Source organism: Comamonas faecalis, assembly GCF_039538025.1.
In the GTDB taxonomy this organism is placed as follows: Bacteria; Pseudomonadota; Gammaproteobacteria; order Burkholderiales; family Burkholderiaceae_C; genus Comamonas_C; species Comamonas_C faecalis.
In genome coordinates this window covers 34,896-50,901 of the sequence record NZ_BAABBP010000006.1, presented here as the reverse complement: position 1 = coordinate 50,901, position 16,006 = coordinate 34,896, and the positions used below count along the sequence as shown (strand labels likewise).

Sequence of the window (16,006 nt, the reverse complement as noted above, 5' to 3'; positions counted from 1 at the left end):
TCATTCAGACGCCGCTGCCCGGCGCATCGACCTGCTGCGCCACCCACTGCGCATAGTCGGCGCTGGCCTGCGCCGGCTGCGCCACCAGCTGCGGCAGCTCATACGGATGCGCGCCGCGCAGCCACTGCAGCAAGGCGCCCGCCGCCTGCGGCGTCGTCTTGCAGGTCACGCGCCACTCGGCATCCTCGTGCAGCGCGCCCTGCCAGACATAGTGCGAGGCAATCGCCTCCACCTGCGCACAAGCCGCCAGCCGCGCCTGCACGCAGCCCGAGGCCAGGCGATGGGCGTCGGCGGCGCTGGCGACGGTGGTGGTGACGATGGTGATCTGGGGTGTGGCGGGGCTGTGCATGGCGTGAGTCTGGCACGGGCTGCCTGGCGAGCTGATGATGCGCTGAAGTCGACTGCCTTATCCACGCGGCCAGATGGCACCGGGCATCCATCTGCGTCCCTCAAGCCGTGCATTTCCGTTGCCAGGTTATTTGGCTGCGTGACTATGAAACTTTCGGATTGCGGCAACGGTTGTCCGCACTGGAACAAGGTGCGCAAGCCGCCCCCATATGACAGTGTTTGACTCCGCTTTGCCCAGCTGAGGGAACTTTGCCTTTAGCACTCCATCCAATCGAGTGCTAACATCCCTCCATGCAACAAAGGACGAACGATATGAACCTCCAGACTGCATCCGCCGCAACTGCACTGGCACCGGCAAACGTCTGGTCTATGGTGCCGGCGCTGGGCAATCTGGATGCCTACATCGGCGCCGTCAACCGCCTGCCCTTGCTCACGCCCGAGCAGGAAAAAGACTACGCCCATCGCCTGAAGAACGACAACGACCTGGACGCCGCCGGGCGGCTGATCCTGTCGCACCTGCGCCTGGTCGTCTCCATTTCACGCCAGTACCTGGGCTATGGCCTGCCGCAGGGCGACCTGATCCAGGAGGGCAACGTGGGCCTGATGAAGGCGGTCAAGCGCTTCGACCCCGACCAGGGCGTGCGGCTGGTGAGCTACGCCATGCACTGGATCAAGGCCGAGATCCACGAATACATCCTGAAGAACTGGCGCATGGTCAAGGTGGCGACCACCAAGGCGCAGCGCAAGCTGTTCTTCAACCTGCGCTCGATGAAGCAGGGCTTCAAGGCCGACGCGCTGGACACCGACACGCATCGCGAGACGCTGTCCGAGCACGAAATCGACCAGATGGCTACCCAGCTAGGCGTCAAGCGCGAGGAAGTCATCGAGATGGAGACGCGCATGTCCGGCCGCGACGTGCTGCTTGACCCCGCGCCCAGCGACGACGGCGAGCAGGCCTGGGGCCCGATCGCCTACCTGAGCGACTCGGCGCACGAGCCGACGGCGATGATCGCGTCGCGTCAGCGCGACGAGCTGGCCAGCGACGGCATCCACCAGGCGCTTGAAGTCCTGGACGCGCGCAGCCGCCGCATCGTCGAGCAGCGCTGGCTGCAGGTCAACGACGACGGATCGGGCGGCATGACGCTGCACGAGCTGGCCGCCGAGTACGGCGTGAGCGCCGAGCGCATCCGCCAGATCGAGGTTGCGGCAATGAAGAAGATGCGCAAGGCGCTGGCCGAATACGCCTGACGCACCGGCCTACCTGCGCCGCACTGCGGCGATGGATAATCAAGGGCGCGCACCCCACCGGGTGCGCGCCTTTTTTCTGGCCCGCGCCCGCACGCCGCTGCTTCCCGGCACACCAAGCGACAAGCCCGGTGCGGTGCCCAACGGAGCATCGATCCATGAATCCAACCCCTTCCCTGGCACGACGCAGCCTGCTGGCACTGGCGCTGGCCGGTGTTTGCGGCGGCGCGCTGGCGCAAGACGGCGCCAGCGGCGCCACCGCCACGCCCGGCTGGCCGAGCAAGACCGTGCGCCTGGTCGTCGGATTTCCGGCCGGCTCCTCGCCCGACCTGACCGCGCGCCTGTTTGCCGAGCCGCTATCCCGGGCGCTGGGCCAGAGCGTGATCGTCGACAACAAGGTGGGCGCGGGCGGCAACATCGGCGCCGCGCAGGTGGCCCGGTCGCACGACGACCACACCATCGGCCTGTTCATCAACGGCAATCTGACGATTGCCAAGCTGCTCAACCCGCAAGTGGCCTACGACCCGCACAAGGATCTGGCGCCGCTGTCGCTGATCGGCGTGTCGCCGCTGGTGCTGACGGTGCCGGCGCACCAGACTGGCGTGCCGGCCGACGCGGCGGCGTTTCTGCAGGCCGCGCGCCAGGCGGGCGACACCTGGAGCTACGGCACGCCCGGCGTGGGCACGGTGGGCCACCTGGGCATGGAGCTGCTGAAAGCCCGGGCCGGCATTAATCCGCTGCACATTCCCTACCCCGGCTACCCCCAAGTGGCCACGGCCATGCTGGGAGACCAACTGCAAATGGCACTGCTGCCACCGACGCTGGCGCAGTCGCAGGAAGACGCCGGCAAGCTGCGCCGCCTGGGCGTGACCTCCAGCGGGCGCAGCGCGCTGGCGCCGGGCGTGCCCAGCCTGGCCGAGCTGGGCGTGAAGGACTTCGAGCTGGAAATCTGGAACGCATTCGCCGCGCCGGTCAGCATGCCGGCCGCGGTGCGCCAGCGCCTGTCGGAGCTGACCGGCGAGATCGCCCGTCGCCCCGAGGTGCGCGCCCAGCTGCTGCAGCAGGGCTGGCAAGCGGTGGGCTCGTCGGCCGAGGGCCTGGCCCAGCGCATCGCACGCGATACCGCCACCATGGGCCGTGTGATCCGCGAGCAGCGAATCAGTGCGCAATAGCAGGACAGGCTGATCGGCGAGGCATCGCTGGCCCCCACCCCGGCCCTCCCCCAGAGGGGGAGGGAGAAAGACCGTTCCTCGCTCCTTCCCCCTTTGGGGGAAGGGTGGGATGGGGCTGCATGCAATGGGCGCTGCACCAAACCCGCGATCAATCCCTGGTCGCTCTCCGCTGCACGCAGGCCACGTAGGCATCGCCGTCGGGCGGCTGGCGCGTGGTTTGCGCCTGCCACAGCATCTGGCCCAGGCATTCCATGGCGGCATGGTGGGCATCGTGCAGCGAGCCCAGGCGCGCGGCCAGCAGTTCCACCGCCTGGCGGATGCCGCGCGGCTGGTCGACGCTGCACTGCTCGCTGATCGACAGGTGCATCGACAGGTGCAGAAAGGGGTTGCTACCCTCGGGGCCGTCGCTGTACTGGCGCGCGACGGCGGCGTCGGCATCGGCCAGGTCGGCGTGGTATTCAGGGTGCTCGGCAATCCACAGCGCGGCCAGCGTCTCGATGGCCTCCATGGGCTGGCCGGCCTGCTGCTTGGCGTGCGCGGCGCAAAAAAAGCGCCGGACGTCGGCGTGGGTGGGTTGGAACATGGTGTCAGCGTAGCACGGCGGCACAAGCAAACGAGGGCCACATGGGCCCCCGTGCCGTATGGCAATGCCGCCTCATTACGCCCATTCCTCGGTAACAGGCTGCTTGACCCCTTCCCCCTCTGGGAGAAGGCAGGGATGGGGGCCAGCATGTCCAAAAGCTACGTTGGTGTGGTTGACGTCGCTGGCCCCCACCCCAACCCTCCCCCAGAGGGGGAGGGAGAAACAATCAGCCATCACGGCATGTATCCGAGACCAACCGCGCCCACCTTCACATGTAACAGGCTGCTTGACTCCTTCCCCCTCTGGGGGAAGGCAGGGATGGGGGCCGGCATGTCCAAAAGCTACGTTGGTGTGGTTGACGTCGCTGGCCCCCACCCCAGCCCTCCCCCAGTGGGGGAGGGAGAAACAGTCAGCCTTAGAAGGTAGTCAGAACGTTGATGAACCAGCCGCGGCTGCGGTAGGACAGGTCGGTCAGGTCGTCCGAGTAGTTGGTGAAGTTGTAGCCCGCGCCCACCTTCACATGCTTGCCCACGTGCTTGTAGACCGCGACCAGCGCGCCGGCGCGAGCGTCCTCGGCCTCCTTGGCGCGCAGCTTGCGCAGCTCGGTGACCACGTCCCACTCGTGCACCCAGTGCCAGTCGGCGCGCAGCACGACCAGGTCGGCGCGGCTCTTGAACCACGGGCCCTCGGTCTTGTTCATGCGCAGCTTGCCCACGCGCAGGCCGTACTTGAAGCCCAGCGACAGCCAGGGCCTGGCGTCCCAGATGGTGTCGACGGCGAGCACCGTGCTTTTTTGCGCGTAGTCCAGCTGCGCGCCCGACAGGCCGTGGCCTGGGCGAAGCGACTCGACCTGGCCGCTGGTGGGCACGTCGTAGTAGCTGGTCAGCTTGACCAGGGTGTTCCAGCGGTCGTTGTCCACCGGGCGGTAGGCCGCGCCGATGACCGCCTCGTGGAAGTTGCCGTCGTTGAACGCCCCGCCCGAGTTGGTGCTGCGCGAGATGTTGAACTTGCCCAGCAGGCGCCAGTCGGGCGTGAGCTGGTTGCCATAGGTGTTGCGCAGCAGCCAGGTGTCGCGCTTGCCGGCCAGGCCCAGCGCGCCGCTGGTGCTGTCGCGGCGCAGCTCCAGCGCCCCCGAGTACTTGATGCCCAAGTGCATATAGCTGGTCGACAGGCCCACCGCCTTGCGGTCGAAGTCGCCGCCGTAGGCGTCGCTCACGGTGCCGAATTCAACCTTGCTGCCCACCGTCCAGCGGTCGGTGGGCGCCAGGTCGACGCCAAAGGCCTGCACCAGGCTTTGCGAGCCGGCGCCCGAGGTCGAGCGCACCTCGCCGAACAGGCGCGTGCTGTCGTTCAGACGGTAGTTGCTTCCCGTCACCCAGGTGCCGTAGCGCCCGCGCTCGTTGCTGTCCGGGTTCTCGGTCTCCAGGCGGTAGTTCAGGTAGGCGTTGCTGCGGTCGCTCACGCGCCAGTCGGCACCCAGCAGGCCGCCGGCGCCCAGGTTGCCGCCCGAGCCTTCCGCGTTCAGCGTGAGCCGGTCGTTGATGCGCCAGGCGCCGCCCAGGCCCAGGCGGTTGTTGGCGTCGCGCTCGTCGGAATGCTGCGCAGTGCCCTGGGCAAAGCCGTAGAGGGACCAGTCCTCTTTCTCGCCGGGGCTGCCGCCCTCTTTGTCGGGCGCGTAGTCGGCGCGCAGCAGCAGGTCGGTGCGCGTGCCGTTTTGCGACAGCACCTCGCTGGCATTGGGTACGGCCGTGGTGCGCTTGTCGTTGCGCACGCCGCCCGTGACGCTCCATTCGCCATTGAGCCTGTGGCGCAGGCCCAGCTCGGCGTTGCGCGCGTCCTGGGTGTCGCCGCGGCGCTCGTCGGCCTTGGCCAAGAGCGAGGTGCTGCCCGTCAGCTGCACGTCGGCGCGCGCGCCCACCTGGCGCACGGCCTCGCCGTTGTAGGCAATCTGCCCCGGCGCGGAAAAGCCCGCGTCGCGGTCCTGCACATAGGCGGCAATCTGGCCCTTGTGGCTGTCGGTCACCTCGGCCAGGTCGACGGTGGCTTCGACGCGGTAGGCGTTGGCCTTGCCGTCGGCATGGCTCTTGATCGAATTGAAGCCAAAGCCGCCGTCAATCGACGTCTGGTTGGAGTCGTAGTCGGCCATCTCGCCGGCGCCGCGCGAGCGCGCCACCTCGGCCTTGATCTGCGTGCCGGCAGCCACGCGCAGCGTGGCGTCCACGCCCTGCAGCGTCTGCTTGTAGTCGCCCTCGCCGTCGCGGTAGCCGGTCACGCCCACGCGCAGCTTGTCGTTCACCCAATGGCTGGCGCGCGCGCCATAGGTCAGCGCGCCGGCCTCGGTCACGCCGGGCACGTATTCATAGGTGCTCACCAGGAACAAAGGGTTGCCCGAGACGGCACTGGTGTAGATCAGCCCGCCGCCGGCGGCCGTCGACGGCAGCGGCTGGCTGAGCAGGATGCGGCCCTGCAGGTAGTTGACCTCGTAGTCCTGGCCGGGCGTGAGCAGGCGGCGCTCGACGACCAGGCCCGAGTCGCGGTCGCGCACCTCGACCCACAGGCGCTCGGAGCCGACGGTCACGTCCAGGTGGCGCAGGTAGTACAGCGAGCCGCCCGTGCCGCGGAACTCCTCGCGCGCACCGACGGTGCCGGGGTCGGCGGCAAAGGCGTCCAGGCCGCTCCTGCGCTCGCCAAAGCCGGTGGCGTCTTCCGAGCGCAGGCGCAGGTTGGCGCCGTACAGGCCGCGCGAGTACTGCAGCAGTTCGGTGCCACTCCACGCGGTCTGGAAGTTGCCCCACATCACGCGCGAGTCGCCGCGCTCCAGGCGCACGAAGAACTTGCCCTGCGTGGGCGCGTCGTCCACCGTCGTGCTGTCGTCGCCGTACACGGGGTAGTAGGCGTCGGGGTCGATGCGGCGCAGCAGGTAGCGCGGGTCTTTCTCGGCAAAGTTGCTGAACAAGTCCTTGAGCGGCTGCTCGCGCGTGTCGGCGGCGGCCGTCAGCAGCCATTCGCCCTTGACCTTGCCCTTGAGGTAGAAGGCACCGCGCCCGTCGATGTAGGTCGAGTTGTCGTAATGCTGGTCATCCTGCGTGACCAGCTGCGCCGGGCCGGTGGTGCGGTCGCGGCCAATGGTGAGGTCACCGACGGCGATATAGAACCAGTCGTCCTGCGGGATCGACACGTTGCGCCGGTAGCTGGCGGCGCGCCCGTCGGTGCCGATGACGGATACGTCCACGCCGTGCGGGCCGCTGCCAAGGATTTGCCGCGCAACAAAGCTGCCCTTGTCGTCAACCGGCACGTCCTGGCCCAGCACGCTGACTTTCTCGCCGGCCTTGAGCCCCTTACCGCTGACCGTAATGGTGCCGCCGCGCACGGGGATGTTGCTCACGTGCAGCGCGTTCTCGCCCCAGCCCACCAGCGCCTCGCGCGCGGGCTTGTCCAGGTCGCTCATTGCGCGCTCGTGCGCGGCGACGTTGAGCTGCTTGGCGGCGGTCTCGTCAAAGCGCCCCTTGTCGTCGTACACGCGCAGCAGGTAGACGTATTCGTCGCTGCCCTCGGCGGGCACCCGCCAACCAGTAGTCTGGCCCCAGGTCAGCGGCAGCGTGGCCAGCGGCTTGCCGTCGGTGGCTGCGCCCTTCACGAAGATGCGCAGCTCGGCGCGCGCGATCCAGCTGGCGTAGTTGCTCCAGCCCTGGAACTGTGCCTCCTGCCCGTGCAGCGTCAGATCGCGCGTGGCCCAGACGTTGAGCGCCGGCTTGGCGGCCAGGTCGTCGTACTTGATCTGGATGTCGGCGCGCTCCAGCGCCACGTCCACACAGCGCTGGCGGTCGGCCTCGTTGATCGCGCCGCCCGAGGCGTCGACGCCGTCGACGGTGACACGGAACGGCAGGTCTGCCTGGGCGTCGCCCGAACTGCACAGATCGGCAGGCACGACCGGTACCGGCGCTGCCACCGGCACCGGCGGCTGCATCTCGTCCCACCAGACCGAGATCTCGACGCGGCGGTTTTGCGCCATGCCTTGCGGCGTGCCGTTGCCGGCCACCGGCTGGGTCTTGCCCTTGCCGTCCATCGCCACGGCCGCGGGCGCCAGGCCCAGGCCTTTTTGCAGATAGCTGGCCACCGCAAGCGCGCGCGCCTCGGACAGGCCCTGGTTGTCGACGAAGCGCTTCTTGGCGCGCTGCGACAAGCGCTGGCTGTCGGTGTGGCCGACGACGCTGATGCGCACGCCCTGCTTGCCCTTGAGCTGGGCGACCAGCGCGTCCAGCGCCTGAGTGGCGGCAGGCTTCAGGTCGGCCATGCCGGAGTCGAACAGCGCGCCGGACTGGTCCGACTCGCGCAGCACCACGGCCTGTTGCGACGGCGCGGCCGGCAGCGTAGCGCTGGCGGCGCGCATGGCCTGCGCGTCCTCGCGGCTCACGCCCGAAGGCAGCTCATAGGCAAAGCCAGCGCGCGGCATCTCCTCGCCCGGCGGCGGCAACGCCACCACCGCCTGGCGTGCATTGTCGATGCGCTTGCCATGGGCGTCGGCATCTGCCGCCTGTGCCCACGCCGTGCTGCCCAGCAGCGCCAGGGCGGCTGCGGCGGCAACGGACGAACGTACCCACTGGGGGCGTGCCGCGGCGCGCCCATTCTTGTTGTGCGTAGCCATTTAGCGCGCTCCCTCTGCCTGCTTGTGTTCAAAAGACTCGGTCTCGATCACCAGCGGTGGGGTGTCCTCGTCCTTGTCGTCCTTTCTCTGCTTGGCCTGCTCGGCATAGCCCTTTTGCAGCGCGGCCGTCAGCGCCTTGACACGCTCACGTGCCAACTGCGGGTCTTCGCCCGTCAGGCGGTAGGAAATGCGCAGCACGGTGGGCTGCTGCGCCAGCTGCGGCAGAAGCGCATGGGCCTTGTCCTGCCACTGCGGCGCCAGGTCGGTGGCCTGCGGTGCGAAAGCACGGCCATCCACCTCCAGGCGCAGCACCTTGTGCACCGTGGCGCCAAAGTTGAGCTTGACCATCTTGCCGCGCGTCACGCGCACGTCGCGCGGGTTCTCGCTCGTCACGCGGTAGCCCGAGGGCAGCGTGCGCTCGTCGAGCTTCATGACGAAGTTGCTGCCGCGGTCCGCCTGCGGGATGGCCGCGCAGGCGACGTGAAAGCGCCCTTCGGCGTCGGTCGTCACCAGCAGGCCGCGGGCCGTCGCCACGCGCACGTTGGGGATGCCGCGCTCGCCCTGGTCCTGGTAGCCGTTGGCGTTCTTGTCGTCGAACACCGTGCCGATCAGGTCGGAGCAGTCGAACAGCGGGTCGGGCACGACGCGCACCACGGCATTCGCCACGTTGGAGATGCGCTCGCCGACGACGCTGTTGAGCGCCCAGGCCTGGTTGACGTACTCGCCCTCGCCGACGCCGGCGCCGACCATCAGCAGGAGCTGGTAGGTCTTTTTCTCACCTGCGGTAAAGGTCTGGCCCGCCCAGGTCAGGTCGCGCCCCAGCACCTTGGGCTCCAGCGGCATGCCGTTGTAGCTGGCAGAGCCCAGTCGGTAGCGAAAGCCCGGTGGAATGCGGTCTTGCACGTCCACATTGGTCAGCTGCGCGCTGAGCGTGTTCGTGGCCGTGATGGTGTAGGGCACCAGTTCGCCCTTGGTCACGTTGACCTTGGGGCTGGTCTTGGTCACCACGATGGCGCCGCCCAGGATGGGGTCGAGCGGGATGTGGTTGTTCAGCACGTTGGCCGAGCTGCCGTTAAGGGTGAAGCTGTAGTAGTACTGCGTCGTCGGCGCGCCGCCGCCCACGATGCCCTGGCAAGCCGCCGGGTTGTGCAGCGGCACACCGCTGGCCGGCGCGCCGTTGCTGGCCTGCACCAGCGCCGGATCGGGCATCGCGCCCACCGCCAGCGGCGCGTTGGTGCACGCCGGGATCATGGTGGACGGCTGCGGTAGATAGCCCGCCGGGTAGGTGCTGACCGACAGCGTGTAGTCGCCCGCCGGCGCGCCCGGCACCAGCAGGAACTGGTACTGGCCGTCGCTGCCCGTGGTCGCCGTGGCCGAGCCGCCGACCAGGTGCGTGGCCGGGTCAAACCCCGCCGGGCCGGTAATCGTCACCACCGCGCCGGGCACGGGCTGGCGCGTCACCGCGTCGTAGACCACGCCCGCGGGATCCAGCGGCAGGCTTTGCTCGGCCAGGTTCTGGCCCGGGGTCAGCGTGATGCCCTTGAGCGTGCCGTCGGACGCATCGGCATTGCCGGGGTTGCTGCCGTCGGCCTTTTCATTGGTCACTGCGCTGCCCCAGATCTGCCCGGTCGTCGGGTGACGGAAGCGCACCTGGTAGCCGCTGCCCGGGGGCAGGTTGATGAATTCGTAGCGGCCATCGGCGCCGGTCACGGTGTCGGCCACCGGCACGCCGTTGAACAGCAGCTCGACCTTCCAGCCCGCCTGGGGCTGGTCGTCGGGGCTGCCCGGCGCGTACTTGCGGTCGTGGTTGGCGTCCAGCCAGACATGGCCGGCCAGCGTCGCGGCGGCAGGCGCCTCCAGGATGGGTGTCGGGTCCTGCGCGCGGTTGTTGCTGGCAAAGCCCTCGGGCTCGCCGCCACCGGAGATGTCGGCGGTATTGATCAGCAGCTGGCCACCCAGGCCGGCCGCCACGTCCACGTGCAGCGTGATCGGGTTGCCCGCGCCGCCGTTGGCGCTCAGCACGGCGCCCGTCGTGCAGGTCACGCTCTGGCCGGCAATCGCGCAGGCCCAGCCGGCGCCGCTGGCCGCCTTGGGCGTGATTCCCGCGGGCAGCGTATCGACGATCTTCACCTCGCCCGCCGTATCGGCCTTGCCGATGTTTTTCGACGTGATCGTGTAGAAGCCCGTGCCGCCGCCGGCGGTGAACTCGCTCGGGCTGTGCGTCTTGCCAATCGTCAGGTCGGGCGCGTTGCCCGGCTGCTCGGCAAAGTTGTTGCCGGCCGAGACGGTGTGGCCGCCGGCCACGCTCAGGTCGATGTTGGCGATCTGGCTGGTGCTGGTGCCCTCGTTGCCCGGATTGGACGGCGTGCCGCCGGCGGTGCCCACCGTCGTAGTTCCATTGGCCGTACCCGTGGGCTGGTTGGGCTGCGTCACGGTGTACTTGCCCGGGGGCAGGCCGGTGAAGCTGTAGCTGCCATCGGGGTTGGTCGTCGTCGTGCGGGTGACGTCGTTACCGCTGTCGTCCGTGCCCGTCAGCACCACGGTCTGCCCGCCGATGCCGTGGTCGGCGCTGCCCGCGTCGAGCGTGCCGTTGTTGTCGTAGTCCAGGAACACCTGGCCCGAGACCGTGCGGTTGTACGGCAGCTCGGCGAAGTTGTTGCCCGTCGACTGGGTGTTGGGCGGCAGCACGATGCCAGTGATCGTGCTGGGCGCGGTCGCCGGGAGGCTTGCCGTACCGGCCGTGCCGTCGTTGCCCACGCTGCCGGCCGTCGTCTTGCCGTTGGCCGTGCCCTCGGGCTGGTTGGGCTGGCGCACGCTGTATTTACCGGGCGGCAGGTCGTCGAAGCGGTAGTTGCCGCTGGCGTCGGTCGTCGTGGTCTTGAGGACGGCGCTATGCTCGTCGAGCAACTCGATCACCTGGTCCTTGATGCCCGCGTCGGCACCGTTTTGCACGCCGTTGTTGTTCTGGTCGAGGAACACCGTGCCGCTGATCGAGGACGGGACGATCTCGGCAAAGTTGTTGCCGGTCGAGCCGCTGACCTCGCCGCTGGCGCTCTTGCCCAGGACGATGCTGGCAATCGCGCTTGGAACGTCCGGACTCGTCGCCGTGCCTTGCGTACCACCGCTGCCATTGACCGGCGTGATGGTGCCGGCCGTCGTGTTGCCGTTGACCGTTCCAGCTGGCTGCGTCGGTTGGCACACGGTGTACGTGCCTTCGCTCAAGCCGGCGAACAGGTAGTTGCCCTGGGCGTCGGTCGTGACCGAGGCGACCGGCGTGCCGGTGCAGGTCGGACCGCTGTACAGGTTGATGGTTTGCCCTGGAAGCGGCGCATCCTTGCTGGGATCGAACACCCCATCCGGCGTGGTCTTGTTGTCCTTGAACACCTTGCCCGAGATATAGCCCTGCGTGCTGATGTTCAGCGGCGCGTTGGCCGGGTCGGCGTTCTTGCCCACGCTGGTGTCGAGCGCACCCGCGGGGATGTTGTTGTTGTAGGCACCCGGCACGGTGCCGGTCACGTCCACGCTGATGGTGCAGCCGCCGGCGGGAATGCTGGCGCCGCTGGCGTAAGTCACCGTGCCCGCACCGGCGTCAGCCGTCACGGTGCCGGGGCAGGTCTTGCTGACGTTGGGTGGCGTAGCCACGACGATGGCGCCCGGCGCCGTCGGCAACGTATCGACCAGCTCTGCGTTCAGCGTGATGGCGCTGGCGTTGTCGTTGCCCAGGAAGATGGTCAGCCTGGAGACGCCGCCCTGCGGGATCACCGCCGGGTCGAACTGCTTGCCCACCGCCGGCGGCTTGGAGACGACCAGCCTGGCGCTGGTCGGCTCCTCGTTGCCCACGCCCTCGGTGCTCGTCACCGCGCCGCTGGCGATGGTGTTGACGTAGCTGCCGGCGTTATTGGCCAGCACGTCCACCGTCACCGTGCAGCTGCCATGGGCCGACAGGCTGGCGCCGGCCAGGCGCACCTGGGTGGCCGAGGCGCTCGCCACCACGGTGCCGCCGGCGCAGGTCGTGCTGGCGTTGGGCGTTTGCGCCACCACCAGGCCCGCGGGCAGCGCGTCGGTAAACGCCACGCCGGTCAGGGCAATGCTGTTGGGGTTGTTCAGGTGGATCACCAGCGGCGCCGCCTCGCCCGCCTTGCGGGTGGCGTCACCGTTCGTCATACCTGCCGGCAGGCCGGCGCTGTCCAGCGTCTTGCCGCCAATGGCCTTGTGCACCACGATGGGGTCGACGGCGTTCAACTCCGCCGTCACCGGAACGTCCGGATACAAGGTCGGCTTGCCGTTGACCTCGATGCTCTTGTCGGCCAGCGTGTTGGCGTACTTGCCCTGGGCGTTCACCACCACGTCGAGCTCGACGTAGCAGGACGCGGACACGCCGCCCGCGGCCGGGCCCAGCGCGCCGCCGGAAATCACCACCTTGCCGCTGGCCGCGGTGTTGACCTGCGTGGCCGGTCCGCAGGTCTGCACCACGTTCGGCCCCACGGGCACGGTCATGCCTGCAGGCAGGTTGTCGGTGATGCCGAAATTGCCAATGGCTGCCTGCGTCGCGTTGAAGAAGGTGATGCGCAGGCGCGAGCGTGCGCCGGGCTTGACCACCGCCGGCGTGAACGACTTGGCCACGCCCATGTTCAGGCTGGTGGTCAGCGGCGCCCTGGCCTCGGTATTGGCGTTGGTCTGGCCCTGGTCGTTGCGCACCGAATTTTGCGGAATGACGTTTTGCACCGCGCCGGGGTTGGTGGCGATGACGTCCACGTCCACCGTGCAAGTGGCGCCGGCCGCCAGCGTGGCGCCGGACAGGCCTACATGGTCAGACTGCGGTACGGCCGCGACCACACCGCCGGGGCAGCTGGTGCTGGCGTTGGGCGCGGCCGCCACCTGGATGCCGGTGGGCGCCGCGCCCTGCACGCCGCCCTCGGTGAACCAGTCCGTCAATGCCAATCCCGTCAGGGCTTGCGTGCCGTTGGTGATGGTGATCTTCAGCCGCGCCGCCTGGCCGGGCGAGACGGCGGCCGGCGTCATGTCCTTGGAGATGGTCGGCACCTGCGCCGCCACGCGGGCCAGCGTCGCGCTGACAGGCGTCTGGTTCTGCACGCCGCCATCGGCCTTGATATTGCCCACTGGAATGGTGTTGACCCAGTTGCCCGAGGCGCTGCCGTCGTTGACCACGTCGAACAAGAAGTCGCAGCTGCCGCCCGGCGGCAGGGTCGCGCCCTGCATGCCGACCGAGGTGGCGCCGGCGGCGCCGGTATAGGTGGGCGCACCGGCGCAGGTGCTGTAGACCTTGGGCGGGTCGGCCAGCTTGAGCTTGGCCGGGGCCAGCGGGTCGGTCACCGCGATGCCGGCGATCGGCGCGCTGGTGTCCTTGTTGGTCAGGCGGATGCGCACCGTGGCCTTGCCGTCAGCGGTGATCTGCTGCGGCTCGAAGCTCTTAGCGGCCTCCAGCGCGCCGTCATAGACCAGCTGCGCCTCGTTGGTGTTGACGGCGAGCGCCTTCGGCGCGCCGCCGCCAGCCAGGCTCTGGTTGGCGGTGACCTGCGCCGTGTTTTTGTGCGTGGCGGCGGGGCCGACCACGTCGACCTGCAGCTCGCACATGCCGGGCTGGTTGCTGGTGGCATTGGCGCGCGCGGGCACCGTGGCGCCATTGAGCGCAATCGACGTGCTGCCGGCCGCTGCCGTCAGCGTGCCGCCGCAGGTGGTCGAGGCGTTGGCCGGGTTGGCGATGCGCAGCTGCGCACTGCCCGAGGGCAGCAAGGTGTCAGCAACCGTCACACCGGTCAACGGGGCATCGCTGTAGTTGCGCAAGCGGATGCGCATGGTGACCACCGTGCCTTCGGGCTGCTTGTTGCCCGTCTGGGTGGCAACGCTGCCGTAGTCTTTATTGGTGGCCGCGTTGTAGCCGCCGGTGTACTGGTAGTTGCTGCCGTTGAAGGTCTTGTCGGCCAGCAGCGGCGCCTGGCGGGTGGCCGTCACGCCGTTCGATGGCCGGCCATTGCAGGTCTTGGCGGCCTGCGCATCGCCCTGGCTGGCGCCGTACCACACGCCGCAGGCCGGGATCACGTTGCTGGTGTTGCCCGTGCCGTTCGGATCGGTCATGGCCCAGAACGAGACCTGGCATTGGCCGGGCGTGTTGCCCGATGCCGCCGGCAGCGTGGGGATGGTGAAGTCCACGGCCATGGCACCCGTCGCCGGTACGTTGCCGAGCGTGCCGCAGGTCGCCGGCGAGAGCGTGGGCGCGTAGGCGCCGCCGGTCAAAAAGGTCGAGCCTTGGGTCAGTGCCTCTGTCAGGTGCACATTGCTCCTGGCCGTGCCGCCGAAGTTGGAGATCGTCACCGTGTACTTGACCGCGCCGCCAGGGGCCACGTAGGCGGGCGCGCTGGCCTTGTCGACGAACAGTTCGTCGATCAGCGTCACCGCCGCGCTCTGCGACTGGCTGATGATGCCCGGCTGGCCGGTGACCTGCACCGCGCCCTGGGGAATGCTGTTGGTGAAGGTCAGCGGGTTGTTGTTGACCGTGGTGCCGGTGAAGTCCACCGTGATCGTGCACGAACCGTTGGCCGGAACGTCGTACCCGCTGGACGTGAAGCCGTTGCCGCTGACCGCCAGCGCCTTGGTCTGGCCCGCGGTCTGCACGCAGGTGCTGGAGACTGCGTTTGGCGTCAGCCGCACGCCACCCTGGCCACCGCCGTCGATGCTAGCCTCGTTGAACTGGCTGACCGGCAGCGCTGTGCTGCCGCTGTTGGTCAGTGTGATGACGAATTGGCCCGTCTGGCCGCTGGCCACGCGCGTCGGGTTGGCCGCCTTGGCCACGCTCAGCGGCGAGCGCACGGTGATGTTGGCCGTCGGCGAGTCGCTCGGCTTCAAACCCTGGTCGCTGGAGAAAGTGCCTACCGGCAGGGTGTTGGTCTGGTTGGCCAGCTCATACGCGCCATTGGTCTGGCGCGCCTTGACCTTGACGGTGATGGTGCACACCTGGCCGGCCGCCACCGAGACATTGGAGACCGCCACCTTGGCCGCGTCACCCGTCGTCAACACCGCGCTGGGGGAAGGGCCGCAGTTGCTGTAGCTGGCCGCCGTGCCATCGGGCTCGATCACCGCCTTGCCGCCGGCCGTGGGGAAGACGTCGTCGAACTTGACGCCGGTCAGGTTGACGCTGTTGGCGCCGCTGTTGTCCACCGTAAGCACCAGGTCGCGCGAGGCGCCGCCCAAAATGGCGGCTCCGCCGGCAAAGCTCTTCTTCCAGGTCGGCCGGGCCACGCTCTGGATGGTGATGCCCTGGCCCGTGCCCGTGCCGTTCGTATCGCTGCCCGTACGCACCTCGCCCGGCCCCAGGGTGTAGGTCTGGGTGGAGGCATTGCCGTCGCTGGACACGGCCTTGACCGGGATGTCGATGGTGCACACCCCGTCGTCCGTGCCGACGCGCGCCGGAATCGTCAGCCCGTTCAGGGCAATGCCGCCGCTCAGGCTGGCGCCAACCGCCGGCAGCGTCACCGTGCCGTTGAACCCGCCCGGGGTGCAGCTGGTGACCGCCGCGCCATTGAGCAGCAAGTTGCCGCTACCCGTGGGCGCAAACGCCTTGGAGAAATTGACGCCGCTATAGGCCTCCGCGGACGCATTGACCAGCGTGATGCGCAACACCGTCGCCTCGCCGGGCTTGACCGACGAAGCGCCGCCCGCCCCCACCGTGACCGAGAATTCGGACAGCGCATCCGCCCACGCCGGCGCCGCCACGCCCACGACCAGCGCTGCCGCCAAGCCCGTGCGCACCAGCCAGCGCGGCCGACGACGCCAGCCACCCGCTGGTTCCTTGTGCTTGAACAAAGGCCAAAGATCGAACATAGGTCTTGCAGCTTTCCCGGAGCAACGGCGTCGACAGGACGCCGTCGAATTTGAAAATTCGTGCACTGCAAGGCGATAAGGAAAGTTTCTTGACCCAACGTCTTGAATGCAAATTTTGCAAAATCTAACAAGAACCAGTAGCTCTTTTGACTAACCGCAGAAGCGTTGAAGCTA

At 68.6% G+C, this 16,006-nt stretch carries 6 protein-coding genes; 2 read left to right on the top strand and 4 right to left on the bottom strand.

The window, feature by feature from the left end:
- Positions 1–4 precede the first annotated feature (4 nt).
- Complete coding sequence (gene cutA / locus ABD767_RS04855; RefSeq protein WP_103044943.1) at positions 5–349, bottom strand: divalent cation tolerance protein CutA; 345 nt, start codon at positions 347–349, stop codon at positions 5–7.
- 311 nt (positions 350–660) lie between these two features.
- On the opposite strand from cutA, the gene rpoH reads away from it, so the two are divergent.
- Positions 661–1,596, top strand: coding sequence for an RNA polymerase sigma factor RpoH (rpoH, locus tag ABD767_RS04850; RefSeq protein WP_103044942.1), 936 nt, complete (start codon positions 661–663; stop codon positions 1,594–1,596).
- 155 nt (positions 1,597–1,751) lie between these two features.
- Entirely contained in the window at positions 1,752–2,765 is a 1,014-nt protein-coding gene (locus ABD767_RS04845; protein ID WP_103044941.1) for a tripartite tricarboxylate transporter substrate-binding protein, read from the top strand.
- A 148-nt stretch (positions 2,766–2,913) separates the two neighbouring features.
- Here ABD767_RS04845 and ABD767_RS04840 read toward each other — a convergent pair whose 3' ends face one another.
- The 3 genes from ABD767_RS04840 to ABD767_RS04830 form a co-directional block, all read right to left on the bottom strand.
- Positions 2,914–3,348, bottom strand: coding sequence for a DUF1841 family protein (locus tag ABD767_RS04840; RefSeq protein ID WP_103044940.1), 435 nt, complete (start codon positions 3,346–3,348; stop codon positions 2,914–2,916).
- Positions 3,349–3,763: 415 nt separating this feature from the next.
- A complete protein-coding gene (locus ABD767_RS04835) occupies positions 3,764–7,993 on the bottom strand; it encodes an OmpA family protein (RefSeq protein ID WP_103045183.1) in 4,230 nt (1,409 codons plus the stop codon).
- Positions 7,994–15,832, bottom strand: a complete 7,839-nt coding sequence (locus ABD767_RS04830) for a DUF7933 domain-containing protein (RefSeq protein WP_103045182.1) — start codon at positions 15,830–15,832, stop codon at positions 7,994–7,996.
- Positions 15,833–16,006 lie beyond the last annotated feature (174 nt).

Coding starts and splice junctions, on each gene's coding strand:
- ABD767_RS04835 (WP_103045183.1), bottom strand. CDS start 7,993: ATGGCTACGCACAACAAGAATGGGCGCGCCGCGGCACGCCCCCAGTGG.
- ABD767_RS04830 (WP_103045182.1), bottom strand. CDS start 15,832: ATGTTCGATCTTTGGCCTTTGTTCAAGCACAAGGAACCAGCGGGTGGC.
- cutA (WP_103044943.1), bottom strand. CDS start 349: ATGCACAGCCCCGCCACACCCCAGATCACCATCGTCACCACCACCGTC.
- ABD767_RS04840 (WP_103044940.1), bottom strand. CDS start 3,348: ATGTTCCAACCCACCCACGCCGACGTCCGGCGCTTTTTTTGCGCCGCG.
- rpoH (WP_103044942.1), top strand. CDS start 661: ATGAACCTCCAGACTGCATCCGCCGCAACTGCACTGGCACCGGCAAAC.
- ABD767_RS04845 (WP_103044941.1), top strand. CDS start 1,752: ATGAATCCAACCCCTTCCCTGGCACGACGCAGCCTGCTGGCACTGGCG.